Source organism: Pseudomonas sp. EA_65y_Pfl1_P113 (assembly GCF_963970525.1).
Classification (GTDB): Bacteria; Pseudomonadota; Gammaproteobacteria; order Pseudomonadales; family Pseudomonadaceae; genus Aquipseudomonas; species Aquipseudomonas tritici.
In genome coordinates, this window is the sequence record NZ_CAXAQM010000041.1 from 16,037 (window position 1) to 31,914 (window position 15,878).

Annotated in this window: 13 protein-coding genes and 2 pseudogenes; 4 read left to right on the forward strand and 11 right to left on the reverse strand. The window is 61.1% G+C overall.

Annotated features, from left to right (window positions below):
• Positions 1-143: 143 nt before the first annotated feature.
• From AACY52_RS24905 to atpD, 11 genes and pseudogenes are all read right to left on the reverse strand, one after another.
• Positions 144-1,559: a TolC family protein gene (locus tag AACY52_RS24905; protein ID WP_339428246.1), complete on the reverse strand. Its 1,416-nt coding sequence runs from the start codon at positions 1,557-1,559 to the stop codon at positions 144-146.
• Complete coding sequence (locus AACY52_RS24910; RefSeq protein ID WP_339428247.1) at positions 1,556-4,735, reverse strand: efflux RND transporter permease subunit; 3,180 nt, start codon at positions 4,733-4,735, stop codon at positions 1,556-1,558. Before AACY52_RS24910 ends, AACY52_RS24905 begins: the two co-directional genes overlap by 4 nt.
• Positions 4,736-4,750: 15 nt before the next feature.
• A complete protein-coding gene (gene mexE / locus AACY52_RS24915; protein WP_339428248.1) occupies positions 4,751-5,989 on the reverse strand; it encodes a multidrug efflux RND transporter periplasmic adaptor subunit MexE in 1,239 nt (412 codons plus the stop codon).
• 404 nt (positions 5,990-6,393) lie between these two features.
• A pseudogene (locus tag AACY52_RS24920) lies at positions 6,394-7,305 on the reverse strand (F0F1 ATP synthase subunit gamma).
• Entirely contained in the window at positions 7,302-7,670 is a 369-nt protein-coding gene (locus AACY52_RS24925; protein WP_339437008.1) for an HPF/RaiA family ribosome-associated protein, read from the reverse strand. Before AACY52_RS24925 ends, AACY52_RS24920 begins: the two are co-directional and overlap by 4 nt.
• On the reverse strand, positions 7,667-9,250 hold the full coding sequence (locus tag AACY52_RS24930; protein WP_339560905.1) for an alternate F1F0 ATPase, F1 subunit alpha: 1,584 nt from the start codon (positions 9,248-9,250) through the stop codon (positions 7,667-7,669). Before AACY52_RS24930 ends, AACY52_RS24925 begins: the two co-directional genes overlap by 4 nt.
• The gene (locus tag AACY52_RS24935; RefSeq protein ID WP_339560913.1) at positions 9,247-9,432 is read right to left on the reverse strand and encodes a hypothetical protein; all 186 of its coding nucleotides are present in this window, start codon (positions 9,430-9,432) and stop codon (positions 9,247-9,249) included. The genes AACY52_RS24930 and AACY52_RS24935 overlap by 4 nt, the downstream gene beginning before the upstream one ends.
• The gene (locus AACY52_RS24940; RefSeq protein ID WP_339560906.1) at positions 9,413-9,622 is read right to left on the reverse strand and encodes an ATP synthase subunit I; all 210 of its coding nucleotides are present in this window, start codon (positions 9,620-9,622) and stop codon (positions 9,413-9,415) included. The genes AACY52_RS24935 and AACY52_RS24940 overlap by 20 nt, the downstream gene beginning before the upstream one ends.
• Positions 9,606-9,950, reverse strand: a complete 345-nt coding sequence (locus AACY52_RS24945; protein WP_339560907.1) for an AtpZ/AtpI family protein — start codon at positions 9,948-9,950, stop codon at positions 9,606-9,608. Before AACY52_RS24945 ends, AACY52_RS24940 begins: the two co-directional genes overlap by 17 nt.
• Positions 9,947-10,351 carry a F0F1 ATP synthase subunit epsilon gene (locus AACY52_RS24950; protein ID WP_339560908.1) on the reverse strand — a complete coding sequence of 135 codons (405 nt, stop codon included), beginning with the start codon at positions 10,349-10,351 and terminating at the stop codon, positions 9,947-9,949. The genes AACY52_RS24945 and AACY52_RS24950 overlap by 4 nt, the downstream gene beginning before the upstream one ends.
• Positions 10,332-11,849, reverse strand: coding sequence for a F0F1 ATP synthase subunit beta (atpD, locus tag AACY52_RS24955; protein WP_339560909.1), 1,518 nt, complete (start codon positions 11,847-11,849; stop codon positions 10,332-10,334). Before atpD ends, AACY52_RS24950 begins: the two co-directional genes overlap by 20 nt.
• A gap of 395 nt (positions 11,850-12,244) precedes the next feature.
• On the opposite strand from atpD, the gene AACY52_RS24960 reads away from it, so the two are divergent.
• From AACY52_RS24960 to AACY52_RS24965, 4 genes and pseudogenes are all read left to right on the forward strand, one after another.
• Positions 12,245-12,445, forward strand: a complete 201-nt coding sequence (locus tag AACY52_RS24960) for a hypothetical protein (RefSeq protein WP_339419110.1) — start codon at positions 12,245-12,247, stop codon at positions 12,443-12,445.
• Positions 12,446-12,842: 397 nt separating this feature from the next.
• Positions 12,843-13,217, forward strand: a pseudogene (locus AACY52_RS32350) (SDR family NAD(P)-dependent oxidoreductase); the annotation flags it as partial.
• A gap of 28 nt (positions 13,218-13,245) precedes the next feature.
• Positions 13,246-13,575: an SDR family NAD(P)-dependent oxidoreductase gene (locus AACY52_RS32355; protein WP_370468049.1), complete on the forward strand. Its 330-nt coding sequence runs from the start codon at positions 13,246-13,248 to the stop codon at positions 13,573-13,575.
• A 333-nt stretch (positions 13,576-13,908) separates the two neighbouring features.
• A complete protein-coding gene (locus AACY52_RS24965; protein WP_339560912.1) occupies positions 13,909-15,717 on the forward strand; it encodes an ABC transporter ATP-binding protein in 1,809 nt (602 codons plus the stop codon).
• The last annotated feature ends 161 nt before the right edge of the window (positions 15,718-15,878 follow it).

Below are 15,878 nucleotides of genomic sequence, written 5' to 3' on the forward strand. Positions count from 1 at the left end.
TCTGACAGATAAGGCTGACTAATGTGCAGGCAACTTCCTAACTATCATCCCTGTAAAACACCCGACCAAAAAAAGCCCCGTGACCGAATGGACCACGGGGCTAAAAATTGGCTGGATGCGACCAACCAAAGGAGCTCTTTACTTCACTTGGCGGTGGCAACAACCGTGTCTGGCTGCCAGCCACCACCGAGTGCTTTGTAGATCGCTACAATCCCGCGATACAAATCCACTTCGGCCTGGGCCTGGGAGTCTTCGGCCGCCAGACGCTCACGTTGCGCGTCAAGCAGCACCAGGAAGTCCACGGTGCCTTCGCGGTAGCGGATCGCAGCCAGGTCGGCGGCGGCGCGGCTGGATTCGCTTTGGCGGATCAGCGAGACCAGGCGTTGCTGACGCTTGCCGTAATCACTGAAGGCGTTTTCGGATTCTTCCAGGGCCAACAGCACTTGCTGCTCGTAGTTCGCCAGCGCGCCATCAGCCTCGGCATCCGCACCGCGCAAACGGGCGCGTACGCTGCCCAGGTCAAAGGCGGCCCAGGTGATGCTAGGGCCGAGGGCCCAGGCATTCGCAGCGGACGAGCCGATCTGCGAACCGCGCCCGGCGGTAAAGCCGAGGAAGCCGCTGAGGCTGACCCGTGGGAACAAATCGGCCTTGGCCACACCGATACGCGCAGTGGCGGCGGCCAGTTTGCGTTCGGCACTGAGAATGTCCGGGCGACGTTGCAGCAGTTGCCCCGGGTCGCCAATCGGCAATGCCTTGGCAATCGCTGGCAGGTCTTTAGGACTCAGGTCCACCGTCAGCTTGTCAGGACGCTGACCGAGGAGGGTGGCGATGCGGTTACGCTCGCGCACTTGCTCGGCCTGCAGTTGCGGCACGCTGGCTTCAACCGCCGCGAGGCGTGCGTCGGCACGTTCCACATCCAACTGATCACCCACGCCGGCATCGCGCAGGCTTTCGGTGATGGTGCGCGATTCCTGCTGGTTCTTCAGGTTGTCCAGGGCAATGCGTTCACGCAGTTGCGCGCCGCGCAGTTGACCGTAGGCATCCACCAGTTCGGCAATCATAGTGACTTGCAGTTGGTACAAGTCAGCCTCGGCGGCTTGCTGGTCGGCGTCGGTGGCTTCCAGGTTGCGCTGTATGCGGCCGAACAGGTCCAGTTCCCAAGCCATGTCCAGGCCGAGGTCGTAACGCTCGGTCTTGACGCGCCGGGTGGTCTGGCCCGGAATCTGGCCTTTGCCCTGGTCACTGCTGACGCGGCTGGTGATGGTCGGCATGGCGTCATTGCTGGCGTCATCGCGGATGGCGCGGGCGGCCCGCAGACGGGCAAAGGCGACGCGCAAATCGCGGTTGCCCTGCAGCGACTGAGTCACCAACTGGTTGAGGGTCGGGTCCTCGAACTGCTGCCACCAGATGCCTTCGAACTTGGCGTGGTCATACTTCTTGGCATCGGCGGCGGCCGTGACATTGGCCGCCTCCGGGGTCTGGGTTTTGTAGTCCGGGCCTACGGCACAGGCGCTCAGCGCCAGCACCAACAAGCTCGGCAAGAATACTTTCACACTCATTGCTGTGTCTCCAGCTTCAAGGCCTTGGCCGCTTTGCGCGCTTGCTGGCGCTCCACATAGCGACGGATCAGTACGTAGAACACTGGCGTCAGCAACAGACCGAAGAAGGTCACACCGATCATCCCGGAGAACACCGCCACGCCCATCGCATGGCGCATCTCGGCACCGGCACCGCTGGACAACACCAGGGGCACCACACCCATGATGAAGGCGAACGAGGTCATCAGGATCGGCCGCAGACGCAGACGGCAGGCTTCCAGTACCGCAGCCAGTGGGTCGAGGCCTTCTGCCTGTTTATCCTTGGCGAACTCAACGATCAGAATCGCGTTCTTACACGCCAGGCCCACCAATACGATCAGTCCGATCTGGGTGAAAATGTTGTTGTCGCCGCCCGAGATGATCACCCCGGTAATCGCCGACAGCAGCGTCATCGGAACGATCAGGATCACCGCCAGCGGCAGGCTCCAGCTTTCGTATTGGGCGGCGAGTACCAGGAACGCCAGCAGTACGCAGAGCGGGAACACGAACAGCGCGGTATTGCCCGAGAGAATTTGCTGATACGTCAGGTCGGTCCACTCGTAGGTCATGCCGTTGGGCAGTTCGTCTTTCAGCAGTTTTTCAATCGCAGCTTCTGCCTGGCCCGAGCTGTAGCCCGGTGCAGCGTTGCCGTTGATTTCAGCCGTGATAAAGCCGTTGTAGTGCATCACGCGGTCCGGGCCCGAGGTGTCGCTGACCTTGATGAAGGTCGCCAACGGGATCATCTGGCCTTTGTTGTTGCGCACTTTCAGTTGGCCGATCTGGTCTTCATCGAGGCGGAACTGTTGCTCAGCCTGCACGTTGACCTGGTAGGTGCGACCGAAGCGGTTGAAGTCGTTGGCATACAACGAACCCAGGTAGATCTGCAGGGTGTCGAAGATGTCGCTGATCGCCACGCCGTGAGTCTTGGCCTTTTCACGGTCGATAGCCGCATCGACCTGAGGCACGTTGACCGTGTAGCTGGTGAACAGGCCGAACAGCTCCGGCGTGTTACGGCTCTTGGTGATGATGTTCTGCACTTCTTTGTACAGCTCGTCGTAACCCAGGTTGCCACGGTCTTCGATCTGCAGGCGGAAGCCACCAATCGTACCCAGGCCCTGTACCGGCGGCGGTGGGAAGATCGCCATGTAGGCTTCCTGGATGTCGCTGTATTTACCGTTCAACGCGCCGGCAATCGCACCGGCGGACATGCTCGGGTCTTTACGTTCGTCGAACGGTTTCAAGGTCACGAACACGATGCCGCTGTTCGGGCTGTTGGTGAAACCGTTGATCGATAAGCCCGGGAAGGCTACGGCAGCTTCCACACCCGGTTGTTTCAGCGCGATGTCAGACATGCGCTTGATCACGTCTTCAGTGCGGTCCAGGCTCGCGGCGTCCGGCAATTGGGCGAAGGCCACCAGGTATTGCTTGTCCTGGGCCGGTACGAAACCGGTCGGGGTGTGGGCAAAGCCGAACCAGGTCAGCACCATCAAGCCGGCATACAGGAACAGCGCGATACCGCTACCGCGAATCACCCGGCGTACGGTGCCGACGTAGCCGTGGCTGGCTTTTTCAAAGAAGCGGTTGAACGGTTTGAACAACCAGCCACCAAACAGCTTGTCGAGCATCTTGGAGAAACGATCCTTCGGCGCGTCATGGCTGCGCAGCAACACGGCGGCCAGGGCAGGGGACAAGGTCAGCGAGTTGAACGCCGAGATCACTGTCGAAATCGCGATGGTCAAGGCGAACTGTTTGTAGAACTGCCCGGTCAAGCCGCTGATAAAGGCAGCCGGAATGAACACCGCACACAGCACCAGCGCCGTCGCGATGATCGGGCCGGTCACTTCGCTCATGGCCTTTTCGGTCGCCGGGAACGGTTCCAGGCCCAGCTCGATATTCCGTTCGACGTTCTCCACCACCACGATGGCGTCGTCCACCACGATACCGATGGCCAGTACCAGGCCGAACAGCGACAACGCGTTGAGCGAGAAGCCAAACAGGTGCATCACCGCAAACGTACCGATCAACGAAACCGGCACCGCCACCAAAGGAATGATCGAGGCGCGCCAGGTCTGCAGGAACAGGATCACCACCAAAACAACCAGAATCAGCGCTTCGAACAGGGTGTGCACCACCGCTTCGATGGAGCCGCGCACAAAGATGGTCGGATCATAGACGATGCTGTAGTCCATCCCTTGCGGGAAGTTCTTTTTCAGCTCATCCATCTTGCCGCGCACTTCGTTGGAAATCTCGATGGCGTTGGAGCCAGGGCGCTGGAAGATCGGGATCGCCACCGCCGGCTGGTTGTTGAGCAACGAGCGCAGGGCGTATTGGCTGGAACCCAGCTCGATCCGTGCGATGTCTTTGAGGCGGGTGATTTCACCGTTGTCGCCTGAGCGAATCACGATGTTCTCGAACTCTTCCTCGGTCACCAGGCGACCTTGGGTGTTCACCGACAACTGGAATGCAGTGGTAGACGGCGCGGGTTGCGCACCCAGGGCACCGGCAGCCACTTGACGGTTCTGCTCACGGATCGCGGTCACCACATCGGTGGCGGTCAGGTTGCGCGAAGCGGTCTTGTTCGGGTCCAGCCATACCCGCAGGGAGTAGTCACCCATGCCGAACAGCTGCACGTCACCGACACCGCCCAGACGCGCCAGCTCATCCTTCACATTGAGCAACGCATAGTTGGACAGGTAGAGCATGTCGTAGCGCTGATCCGGGGAGGTCAAGTGCACCACCATGGTCAGGTCGGGGGAGGCCTTGTCCACGGTAATACCGATGCGCGTCACTTCCTCTGGCAGTTTCGGCTGAGTCCGCGTCACACGGTTTTGCACCTGCACCTGCGCGTTGTCCAGGTCGGTACCCAAGGCGAAGGTGATGGTCAGGGTCAGCTTGCCGTCGGCGGTCGACTGCGAGGACATGTACAGCATGTTCTCGACGCCGGTGATCGCCTGCTCCAGCGGAGCGGCCACGGTTTCGCCGATGACCTTGGGGTTGGCGCCCGGGAAGTTGGCGCGTACCACCACAGTCGGCGGCACCACTTCCGGGTATTCGCTGATCGGCAATTGGAACAGCGAGATCGCCCCGGCGATCAGGATCAACAGCGAGAGCACTGCTGCGAAGATCGGCCGCGAAATGAAGAACTTGGAAAAATTCATCTTGAGTCGTATCCCTTAACCGCGTGGAGTCGCGCTGGCAAGTTTGGGCGAGGCTTTATCCGGCGCCACTTGTTCCAGGTTGCTGGCTTCAAGCGCTTGTCGTTGTTTGGCCAAGGCGGCGAGGGTTTCCTGGCTGGCCATCGGAATGGTTTGCGGGGCCACTGGCGACCCTGGGCGCACGCGCTGCAGGCCCTTGACGATAATGGTGTCGTCCTTGTTCAGGCCGCTGCGCACGATGCGCAAACCTTCGATCTTCGGCCCCAGCTCCACCGAACGATATGCCGGCTTGTCGCCTTCCATCACCAGCACGAATTTCTTGCCCAGGTCGGTGCCGACGGCTTCGTCGGTGATCAACACGGCAGAGTAGGTGCCGCTGCCGACCAATTTCAGGCGTGCATACAGGCCAGGGGTGTATTCGCCCTTGCTGTTATCGAACACAGCGCGACCACGGATGGTACCGGTGGCCGGATTGACCTGGTTGTCGATGAAGTTCATCTTGCCCAAGTGCGGGTTGCCGGTTTCGTTGGACAGGCCCAGGTACACCGGCGTGGTTGCACCACGGCGGCCTTGGCGAGCCAGTTCGGTGTACTTGAGGAACACACGCTCATCGGCGTCGAAGTAGGCGTAGACCTTGTCGGTGGAGACCACACTGGTCAGCGCGGTGGTGTCGGCGGTCACCAGGTTGCCGGCAGTGATTTCGGCACGGCTGACGCGGCCGCTGATCGGCGAGGTCACACGGGTAAAGCTCAGGTTCAGCTTGGCCAGGTCCAACTGCGCCTGGATCCCGGCAACGGCCGCGCGGGCTTCCTGGGCAGCGGTGGTGCGCGAGTCGGCCAGTTCGGCGGAAATCGCATTGCTCTGGCGCAGGCGCTCGCCACGTTGCGCTTCGTTATCGCTGCGGGAGGCGGCGGCGCGGGTTTGTTGCAACTGGGCTTCAAGGCGGCGCACTTCAGCCTGGAACGGACGCGGGTCGATCTGGAACAGCAAGTCGCCTTTCTTGACCAAGGCGCCTTCGGTGAAAGCGACTTGGTCAATCTGGCCAGAGACCCGTGGACGAATCTGCACGGTTTCCGGGGCTTCCAGGCGACCGGTGAATTCATCCCACTCGTTGACCGGTTGTTCCAGCACCTTCGCCACGCTGACTTTGGCAGCAGGCATGGCGGCCGCTTGTTCCGGGGTCTTGCCGCACGCGCTCATCACCACTACGGCCAAAATCGCCAAGGGGAAGCGCAAATGTTTGAGTGACTGTTCCATGAAGTGCATCCGCCAATGTATTTGAGATGGGCGGATCATGCGCGGCGATGTGCTATGTCACGAATCGAATGAAGCAAAGGTAACTATCATTCGGAATGATATAAGCGCGAGTTTAGCCCTCTAGCCTGGGGCTTTCGTTAGGGAGCTATCAATGGGCGTGATGACAAAGGTCTTTTACGGGAACTGCAAGGAAGGTTGAGGGGGAGGGTGAAACAGTCGAGGTAATAAGCGACTGACGACATCAGCCATTTATCTGAAGCAGCCAAGTCCGTGCCAGCACTCTTTATGAAGGAGTTCACCGCATGACAACGCCTGCTACTGTGCTCATCACCGGCGCCATCCCTTGCTTCGTCTGTTCGACAGCGCACGCAGTGGTTCTAATAGCTGTGTTTGAGTGGCCGACTTCAGGTGCTTGGCTGCAGCGCATCGAAGCCGGCGATCACATCGAAGAGTTCCTCGTCGATGCTGGCCTGGCGTAATTGATGGAAGCTGGTTTGCAGTTCTTGCAGCAACTCGCCGATGTTGCGGTCGGCGCGCTGCATGGCGGCGAGCCGGCTGGCGTTTTCACTGGCCAACGACTCAGCACTGGCGCGAAACAACGAAACAAACAGGTGCTCGCGGATAAAGGCTTGCAGCGCCGGCGCAGGGTTGCCCAACACTTCTGGCAGTTGCGCCGTGGGCCAGGCTTGAGTCGCCAACTCGCGCTGCCACGCGGCGTCTAACGGCAGTAGCCTCTGACTTACAGGGCTTTAGCCGGATTCGCCGGGGCGGTTATAGAACAGCAGCAGCGTGGCGCGTGGCATTGCACTCATCGCGGAGCCGTCAGGCAACTGAACCGTCAGCAGGATTTGCCCCACCAGTTGGGTGATCAGCTCCACTGACCCCGGCACCGCAAATGAACCTTCTAGCGTCACACCCGCATCAACCAGGCGCGCCTGTAGGCGCTCGCCGACTGCCCAGACTTTTACTGTCGTCTTGGCATCGGCGGCGGAGGGCAACCTCGCCAGCGCATGCTCAACCACCACCTCGTTAAACCGGCCCACCAGCCCCTGGTCGGAACCAAATACGATGGCGTGCACCACCGCGTCAGCGGCCGTTGTGTCGGCTACCTGGCGCTGTATGCCGTGCGGATCGACTGCACGCAGGCACACACTGAGCCCGAGCTCGACCGTACGGGCGTAGTCGGCCAGTGCCGCCACCGACTGCTCGTACTGACCAATAGCTGACGCCGCTGAGGCCTTCATGGTACGCACCACGGACTTCAGATCCCCGGCGCTGCCTATCTGCCGGCGCAGTGCGGTGAGCGTGGTGGTCATGGGTTTGGCGTGTCTTTACTTACCGGCTCTGGCACGGCTGAGGTCTTATCGCGATGCTCGTTCAGCCGGCCGAGCGTGCTGTCCAGCAGGTGCACCATCTTCTGCGCGGCGCCATGTACCGCTTGCTCCTGAGTGGCGGCGAACTCGGTCACGGCCACCGGCTGGCGCCCGTTGAGGCGGGCCTCAAGCATGCACAGCTGATCATGCTGGCCGTTCTTGTCTCCATTCTCGTCGCTGAGATGCGCTTCCACGCGGGTGATTTGTTCGCTAAAGCGCTGCAGCGCCTGCTCAAGCGTGGCGCTGATGTGCGCGGACAGTGCTGCGCTGCCGTCGATGTGATTGCCGGTATTGATCTGGATATTCATGGGGTTTCCTCGATTGCAGTCTTGGCGCCGGGGGCGGCGTCGTCGGTGCTGGAAAAGGCGGAAAGCGCCTGACGGGCCGCGGCGCTCACCTGCTCACGGTCGGCGTCGGTCAATTTTTCGATACCGCTCAGGCGCGTGCGCAGCTCATCGGGCAAGGCATTGGCGGCTACCTCAACCGCTTGTTGGGCCGCTGGCATGCGTTCGACCGGTACCGCGTTAAACATCGCGCTATTTAATGCCAGAAGAATGGCGATCTGTGCGGGCACCGATACCGGTGAGAATTCGGCTTGTACCAAGCAGGCACGTATGCGTTTGCCGTGCTCGATGGATTGCCGTGTGTCTTGATCCAGCCGAGCGCCGAAGCGGGCAAAGGTTTCCAGCTCCTCGAACTGCGCGTAAGCCAGCTTGAGGTCGCCGGCCACTGCGCGATAGGCCGCGCGCTGTGCCTTGCCACCCACTCGCGAGACCGATTGGCCCACGTCGATGGCTGGCAGCACGCCCAGCTCAAACAGCGACGGCGATAAGACGATCTGCCCGTCGGTGATGGAAATCAAGTTGGTCGGGATATAGGCCGAGATGTTCTGCGCCTCGGTCTCGATGATCGGCAGCGCGGTCATCGAACCGCCACCGCGCGCCTCGTTGAGGCGGGTGGCACGTTCGAGCATGCGCGAGTGGATATAGAAGATATCCCCCGGAAATGCCTCACGCCCGGGCGGGCGGCGCAACAGCAGTGACAGCTCGCGGTAAGCCCGCGCGTGATGGGTAAGGTCGTCGTACACGATCAGTACGTCATGGCCGGCCTCCATAAAGTGTTCGGCGATACTGGTGGCTGCGTACGGTGCAATGTAAGACAACCCCGGCGCTTCGTTGCCTTCGGCCACCACGACCACGGTGTACGCCAATGCGCCTTTGGCGCGCAGAGTCGCCACGGCCTTAGCCACCGCTGAGGCGCGCTGGCCGATGGCGCAGTAAACGCAGAGCACATTTTTGTCGCGCTGATTGAAGATGGTATCCAGAGCAATGGCGGTCTTGCCGGTCTGGCGGTCGCCGAGGATCAATTCGCGCTGGCCACGCCCTATGGGAATCAGTGCGTCGAGCACCTTCAGCCCGGTCTGCAGGGGCTCGGTTACCGGCGCTCGGTCCATGATCGGTGCAGCAGGGCGCTCGATGGGCAGGCGTTGCTCGCTCCGCACCGGGCCGAGACCGTCCAGCGGTCGCCCTAACGGGTCGATCACTCGACCGAGCAATGCGTCACCGACGCCGACGTCCATTACCCGGCCGCTGCGCTGCACCTCCTGACCGGCGTGCAGGTGCGCGTAGTCACCGAGCAACACCACATCAACACCGTCCTCATCGAGGTTGAACGTGATGCCTGACAGGCCGTCGGGAAACAGCAGAAGCTCCTCGAAACCCACATTCTGTAAGCCGTTAATGCGCGCGATACCGGTGGAGACGCTGACAATGGCCCCCACCTCGCGTGGCAACAAGTGCGCACTAAAACCCTGCACGCACTGCTGAATACCGGTAAATGCGCCGTCATACACACTGCGCAGGCTGTTATCAGGGCTGGTAGGCGTCATGCGGCGCCCACCTCAGCGGTATGTTCATTGAGCGTGGCTGACACTGCCGTCAGGTAGTCGGCAATGCTCCAGGCCAGCTTCTGCCCTTGTGCGCTGAGTTCGATGCCGCCGATCACGTCGGGCACCCTCTCAACCTTGAGCGCAATCGCCTGACCGAAGATTTCATCGCGGCTGCGTCGCACCCACGGCGTAGAAGCCCGCGAGCACGATGGCGGTGCGCACAATTAGGCTGGTGATAAACCAGCGCGCCGGTGTCGCTGAATCGGCAGCCCAGCGCACCGTCCACCACAGGCCGGCGAAGAACACCGCGCCTAGCGCGCCGCCGGTCAACAGCGCAGCGATCCCTGCCAGCCAGTTAGGGTTGTTGATCATCGTCATCCTCCTGTTCGGCGTGCATGGCGCGGTCTTCTTGGGAGACCCAATGCCAGGCGTTCAGGCAGCCAATGGTCAGGCCCGCCATCAACAACGCCAAGGTCCAAGAGCGGCCACCGGGATACTGCTGGTCGAGCCATAGGCCGAGTGCCGCGCCCAGCACCGCGGGTACGGCCACCGACCAGCCGATCAAACCCATCATGCCGAGGCCGAACCAGACGCCGGGTGCGCCGTTGCGTCGGGCCTTGAGCTTGCGCGTCGCCTTAGCGCCGACCTGTTCTGCCAGGTTGTGGCCGGTCGGCAGCGTGCGTTTTGACGCCTGCTTCATGAGGAGCGCTCGCGTAGCGAGGCGAAGCGCCGCATAAATCCTGTTTCGAGTTTGGCCATCGCGGCACGCACAGCGTATTCATGCTCATCCAGTGTGAGGAACTCCTGCTTGACCGCATCACGCAGCTGCGCCAAATCAGTACCGCGCAGCGCATGCCGCACGGAGATCACCACATCCGGCCCGGTTTTAACCAGCACGCCTTCATCAAGGGCAAGGAACACCTCTGCCTGTTCGTCGACCTGAAAGCTGAGGATGCCGGGCACCAGCGACGCGACGCAGTCGAGGCGCTGAGGCAAGAGCCCGAACGCGCCTTGCGCGGTGTCGACCACCATGCGCGACACCTGGGTTTCCTCGGCGAATACCTCAAATGGCAGCAGCACCTTAAGCGTCATCAACGGCATGCGCCTGCTCCTCGCTGGGCTTGTGCCGAGGCGTCGTCTCGGTAGTACATTTTGCTTTGGCTTCGGGCTGGGGCTTTGATTGGGCGCTCGACTTGGCCTTGGCCGTGGCTTCATCGACTGCGCCAATCATGTACAGCGCACTCTCGGGCAGGTCCTTGAATTCATCCGCGAGGATGCGCTCACAGCCATCCAGCGCGTCTTCAAGGCTCACCAGCTTGCCGCTCATATTGGTGAATTGTTCGGTGGTGAAGAACGGCTGGGTAAGAAAGCGTTCCAGCCGGCGTGCCCGGGCCACCACCTTGCGGTCCTCGGGCGACAATTGCTCCAGACCGAGCATGGCGATGATGTCCTTGAGTTCGGTGTACTGCGCCAGCGTGCGGCGGATGGCCTGGGCCAACCGGTAGTGGCGCTCGCCGACAATGCCCGGCGTGACCATCTTCGAACTGGACTGCAGCGGGTCAATGGCCGGGAACAGGCCTTCGCTGGCGCGCTTGCGCGACAGCACGATAGAGGCCGACAGGTGGGAAAAGGTGTGCACCGCGGCCGGGTCGGTGAAATCGTCGGCCGGCACATACACCGCTTGAATCGAGGTGATGGCTCCGCTGTCGGTATTGGCGATGCGTTCTTCCAGCGCCGCCAACTCGGTGCCCATGGTTGGCTGGTAACCGAGGCGCGACGGCATTTGCCCCATCAGCCCCGAGACTTCTGATCCGGCCTGGATAAAACGGAAAATATTGTCGATCAGCAGTAGTACATCGCGTTGCTCGTCGTCGCGGAAATACTCAGCCATGGTCAACGCCGCATGGCCGACGCTAAAGCGAGCGCCAGGTGGCTCGTTCATTTGCGCGAAGATCATCACCATGTTGGGTAACACCCCGGCGGCTTTCATTTCGCGGTAAAGCTCTTCGCCTTCGCGCGAGCGCTCGCCGATGCCGCAAAAGATGCTAACGCCCTGTTGATGGCCGACCATGTTGTGGATCATCTCGGTCAGCAGCACCGTCTTGCCGACGCCCGCGCCGCCGAACAAACCGGCCTTGCCACCGCGCTCGAGCGGGGTGAGCACGTCGATGGCTTTGATGCCGGTTTCGAATATTTCGGATTGAGTTGAGCGGTGCACCAGCGGTGGTGGTTGGCTGTGCACCGAGCGCCATTGCACGCCTTCCAGCGCCGGCTCGCGGTCTATGGTGTTGCCGAAAATGTCGAACATGCGCGAGAGAATGGGTTTACCAACGGGCGCTTGCAACGGCCCGCCGGTGCTGTGCACATGCATACCGCGGGCCAGCCCCTGGGTGGGCGTCAGCGCAATGCCGCGTACGTGATGCTCATCGCGTTGAGCCAATACCTCAATTGCCACTCGGCCGTCTTTACCGGCGCGCAGTAAGCTGTGAACAGGTGGCAATGCCACATCGAAGCGCATGTCGATGACACTGCCGCGAACTGCAACGACTTTGCCGTCAGAGGCCACAGCCGCTGGCGTTTCTACTCGGCTTTCCGTCACCCGGATACCTCGTCAAATCTGCGTATTAGGAACACGGTCGTGGCACTCAGGTATGCCGCAAACCGTGACCCATTCAGCGTGCCTGCAACGCGCGGCGATCACCGTGCGTTAGCGAACATAGTGCGGCCATCAGCGTTTCTCTCGCTGCTGGCGATAGCGCTGGGTCAACGCGTTGAGCGCACATAGCGTTGTTATGTCCTGCACACGTGCACGGTACTTGGGGCTGCGCTTCATGCGCTGCTGCGGCCAGCGAAGGTTTTGAGACTCTTTTAAATCGCGAACTTGGGCTATTTATAAGAGCGCTAGTGCACCGACGTGCATGCACACCACTGCCATTATCCTAGTGTCGAGACCCTGCAACTTCGCAGCGGTCTAGGTATTTGCCAGAGGTTTATATGAACAAACCCAGCGAACAACGTCACCTCAGCACGCCCAGCAAACGCCGCGCACAAGAGCCTGGCGGCAAGGGCACGACTCAGCCGTATTACAAAGCCATAACGATTTTTCCGCAGGGTGACACCCAGGAACTGAGAAAGACGGCTCGTCAAGAGCAGCAGCCCAGTGCCAACAACGACGAAGAAACGTCGCAGCACTAGCAAAAAATCATGAATATGCCCAGCAGCGATGAATTCAAAGGCGAATGGTATGAAGGGCATCGATGATTGGCACTGATTTTTCCTGCCGTATTCGCGGCCGTAGTTCCGGCTCTACCTCTGAACGTCCCGTTCAACGTCGTACAAGGCGCGATGCATTACGCGTACACCTCGCAGCCTGGTGTCCCGCTGGACGGGGCGGCCTTTCCAAGAATCCTACCCAGCATGGACTCCGTCGAGCGCAGCGTGCGACGTCAGCCTGAACAACCGGCGCTGGGAAAACTACTCTCGTCCTTGGCCGCCAATGTACAAGCAGTCGCGCGCTTGCACCTCAAGGGCAACAAAGCAAAGCCACCCGTCCAGAGCTGGAAGCGTTAACTGATAAGTTTGGGAGACTGCGATGCACGCAAGCGTGAGTTGGCATGAACGAGTCGTTTTAATCACCGGCGGGACCGCTGGCATAGGCCTGGCGCTGGCCGAGGCTTTCCTGGGGGTAGGTGCACGGGTAGCGGTTTGCGGAAGATCCCCGGAGGCACTCGAAGCATTTCGTCGCCGGTACCCCGCCGCCCTTGAGGTCAAAGCCGATGTGACTGTCGTCGCTGAACAGGCGATGCTACTGGACACCGTCACGGAGCGGTTTGGCAAGCTCGACATTCTCGTCAGCAATGCAGGCCAGCTCATTGAGCGGGATTTTGCTGCGGGCCTCTCGGACATGATCGCTCTCGCCGATGAAATCACCCTCAACCTGACGGCACCGGTCCAATTGACGGCAGCCACATTGGCGCGCTGGCCGGCCAATTGTCATCGTAAGCTTCGGCTTCGCCCTGGTGTCGCCCGGGCGAGCACTGACCTACGGCGCCGCCAAGGCGGGCCAGCACGGTTTTGCCGAGGGGCTTCGCCGGCAGCTCGTGAGACATGGAACGCATGTCTTGGCGGTATTGCCTCCCAGTGTCGACACTCGTGCAACAAGAGATAAGCAAGGCAAGAAGATTTCGCCCTCCGAGGTCGCCAAGCAAACCCTTACAGCACTGGCAAACAAACGTTCAGTGGTGCTGCCAGGTCAGGCGAGATTTTTACCTGTGTTATTGCGCCTCTTACCTGTAATGACCGGTCGTATAATCGCAAGAGGTTAGTGCCCAGTGATGCCATCAGTTTGATGAGCGCTTGTCCGGCTGGCTACGAAAGAAGCTCGGCCCAGGGCCTGATTACCCTGGCCTGCTGATCGGTTTCTGGGTCGCGGGCCATGTCTCTGCTTACAACGTTTTGCAGTTGCAGTTGCAGTTGCAGGATCGGCGGCGGCGATCAAGGCGCGGATGTAGTCATGCTGCGGCGCGCCGAGAATCTGCCGTGGTTGCCCCTTGCTCCACCACTTGCCCCTGTCGCCTCGCCGTTGGATGTGCGCAACGTCATCGCCTGTCATAATCCACCCGTCCCACCCCAGCCCCCACACGGAGTCCATGCCATTCATGGTGCTGTTCAATCGATTGAGCGCGTTTTCCATCCAGGCGCGCAGGGCACTGAAGCTGGTGTGGGGGACGTCGCGTCCCTTATTCATAGGCCTGCTGCTGGCCACCATCGTTGCCGGTCTGTTGCCTGCGCTGGCAGCCTGGATCGGCCAGCGTATTGTCGATGGCGTGGTGCACGCGATGCAGATTCATGCAGCCGGCAGCCAGGCGCCCGTGTGGCCAGTGATGCAGTACGTGCTGGCCGAGGCGGGCGTATTGGCGCTGCTGGCCGCCGCCCAGCGCGCGTTGTCAATGCAGCAATCGTTGCTGCGGGTGCAGTTGGGGGTGAAGGTCAACCTGATGATTCTGGAGAAAGCCCAGACCCTCTCACTCCTGCAATTTGAAGACGCCGAGTTCCACGACAAGCTGGTGCGCGTGCGCCAGGGCGCGTCAACAAGGCCCCTGAGCCTGGTCACCAAGGGCCTGGGGCTGGTGCAGAACCTGATCGCGCTGATCAGCTTTGCCGTGCTGTTAGTGCACTTTTCGCCGTGGGCGCTGGTGATTCTGGTGGTCGGCGCCTTACCGGTGTTCTTCGCCGAGACGCATTTCTCGGGCAATGCGTTTCGCCTGTTCCACCGGCGCGCGCCCGAGACCCGTCAGCAGAATTACCTGGAATCGCTGCTGTCCCACGAGACCCATGCCAAAGAGGTCAAGCTGTTCGGCCTGGCGCCGCTGTTCCTCAAGCGCTACCGCGACAACGCCCGGCGCTTGTACACCGAAGACCGCCAGTTGACAGTGCGTCGCGATGCCTGGGGCTTTGCCCTGGGCCTGCTGGGCACCGCGGCGTTTTATGTGGCTTACGCCTGGGTGGTGCTGGACACCGTGCGCGGCCAGACCAGCCTGGGACAGATGACCATGTACATCGTGCTGTTCAAGCAGGGGCAAAGCGCGATCACCGCCAGCCTCAGCGCCATTGCCGGCCTGTATGACGACAGTCTGTTTCTGTCGGACCTTTATGAGTACCTGCTAACCCCTGTGGTCCTGCCGAGTGGCCGGCTTACCCAGGGCGCGTGTCCCGGCGACGGTCTGCGCTGCGAGCACGTGGGGTTCAGTTACCCCGGCGCTGAGCGGCAGGCATTGACTGACATCAACCTGCACTTGGCGCCGGGGCAAAGCCTGGCCCTGGTGGGCGAGAATGGCTCGGGCAAAACCAGCCTGATCAAACTGCTCACGCGCCTGTATACCCCGCACGAGGGGCGCATTCTGCTGGATGGCAGCGACTTGCAAGACTGGGATGAACAGACACTGCGCCAGCGCATTGGGGTGATTTTCCAGGATTACATCCGCTACCAGATGACCGTCGGCGAGAACCTTGGAGTGGGTGACGTCGATGCGCTGAACGATGAGGCGCGCTGGCGCACGGCCGCAACCCAGGGGGTGGCCGCCGAATTCATCGAGCGCCTGAGCAGGGCCTACGGCACACAGTTAGGGCGCTGGCTTGGCGGCCAGGAGTTGTCGGGTGGGCAATGGCAGAAAGTCGCCTTGTCACGCGCGTATATGCGCCAGGAGGCGGATCTGCTGATTCTTGACGAGCCGACGGCCGCGCTGGACGCCGGCGCCGAGGCGGCGGTGTTCGAGCACTTTCGCGAACACGCCAAGGGCCGCATGACGTTGTTGATTTCCCATCGATTCTCCAGCGTGCGCAATGCCGACCACATCATCGTGCTGGACCGCGGGCGAATCCTGGAGGAGGGCAGCCATCAACAGCTGATGGTGGCGGGTGGGCGCTATGCCGAGTTGTTCGATGTTCAGGCGCGGGGGTATCGCTAGGTCCCGAGCGCCCGTCCAATCCGGCCAAGAGTATTGTTTCAACGTTTTAGGACGATATTGTCACCTCAAGCCCTGCGCGCACCGACGCACCGCTGAAAGCCTGGCGCAGAACGCCCGACAATACCTCCAGGGTATCCCTTCAGACTTTATCCATATTGGAC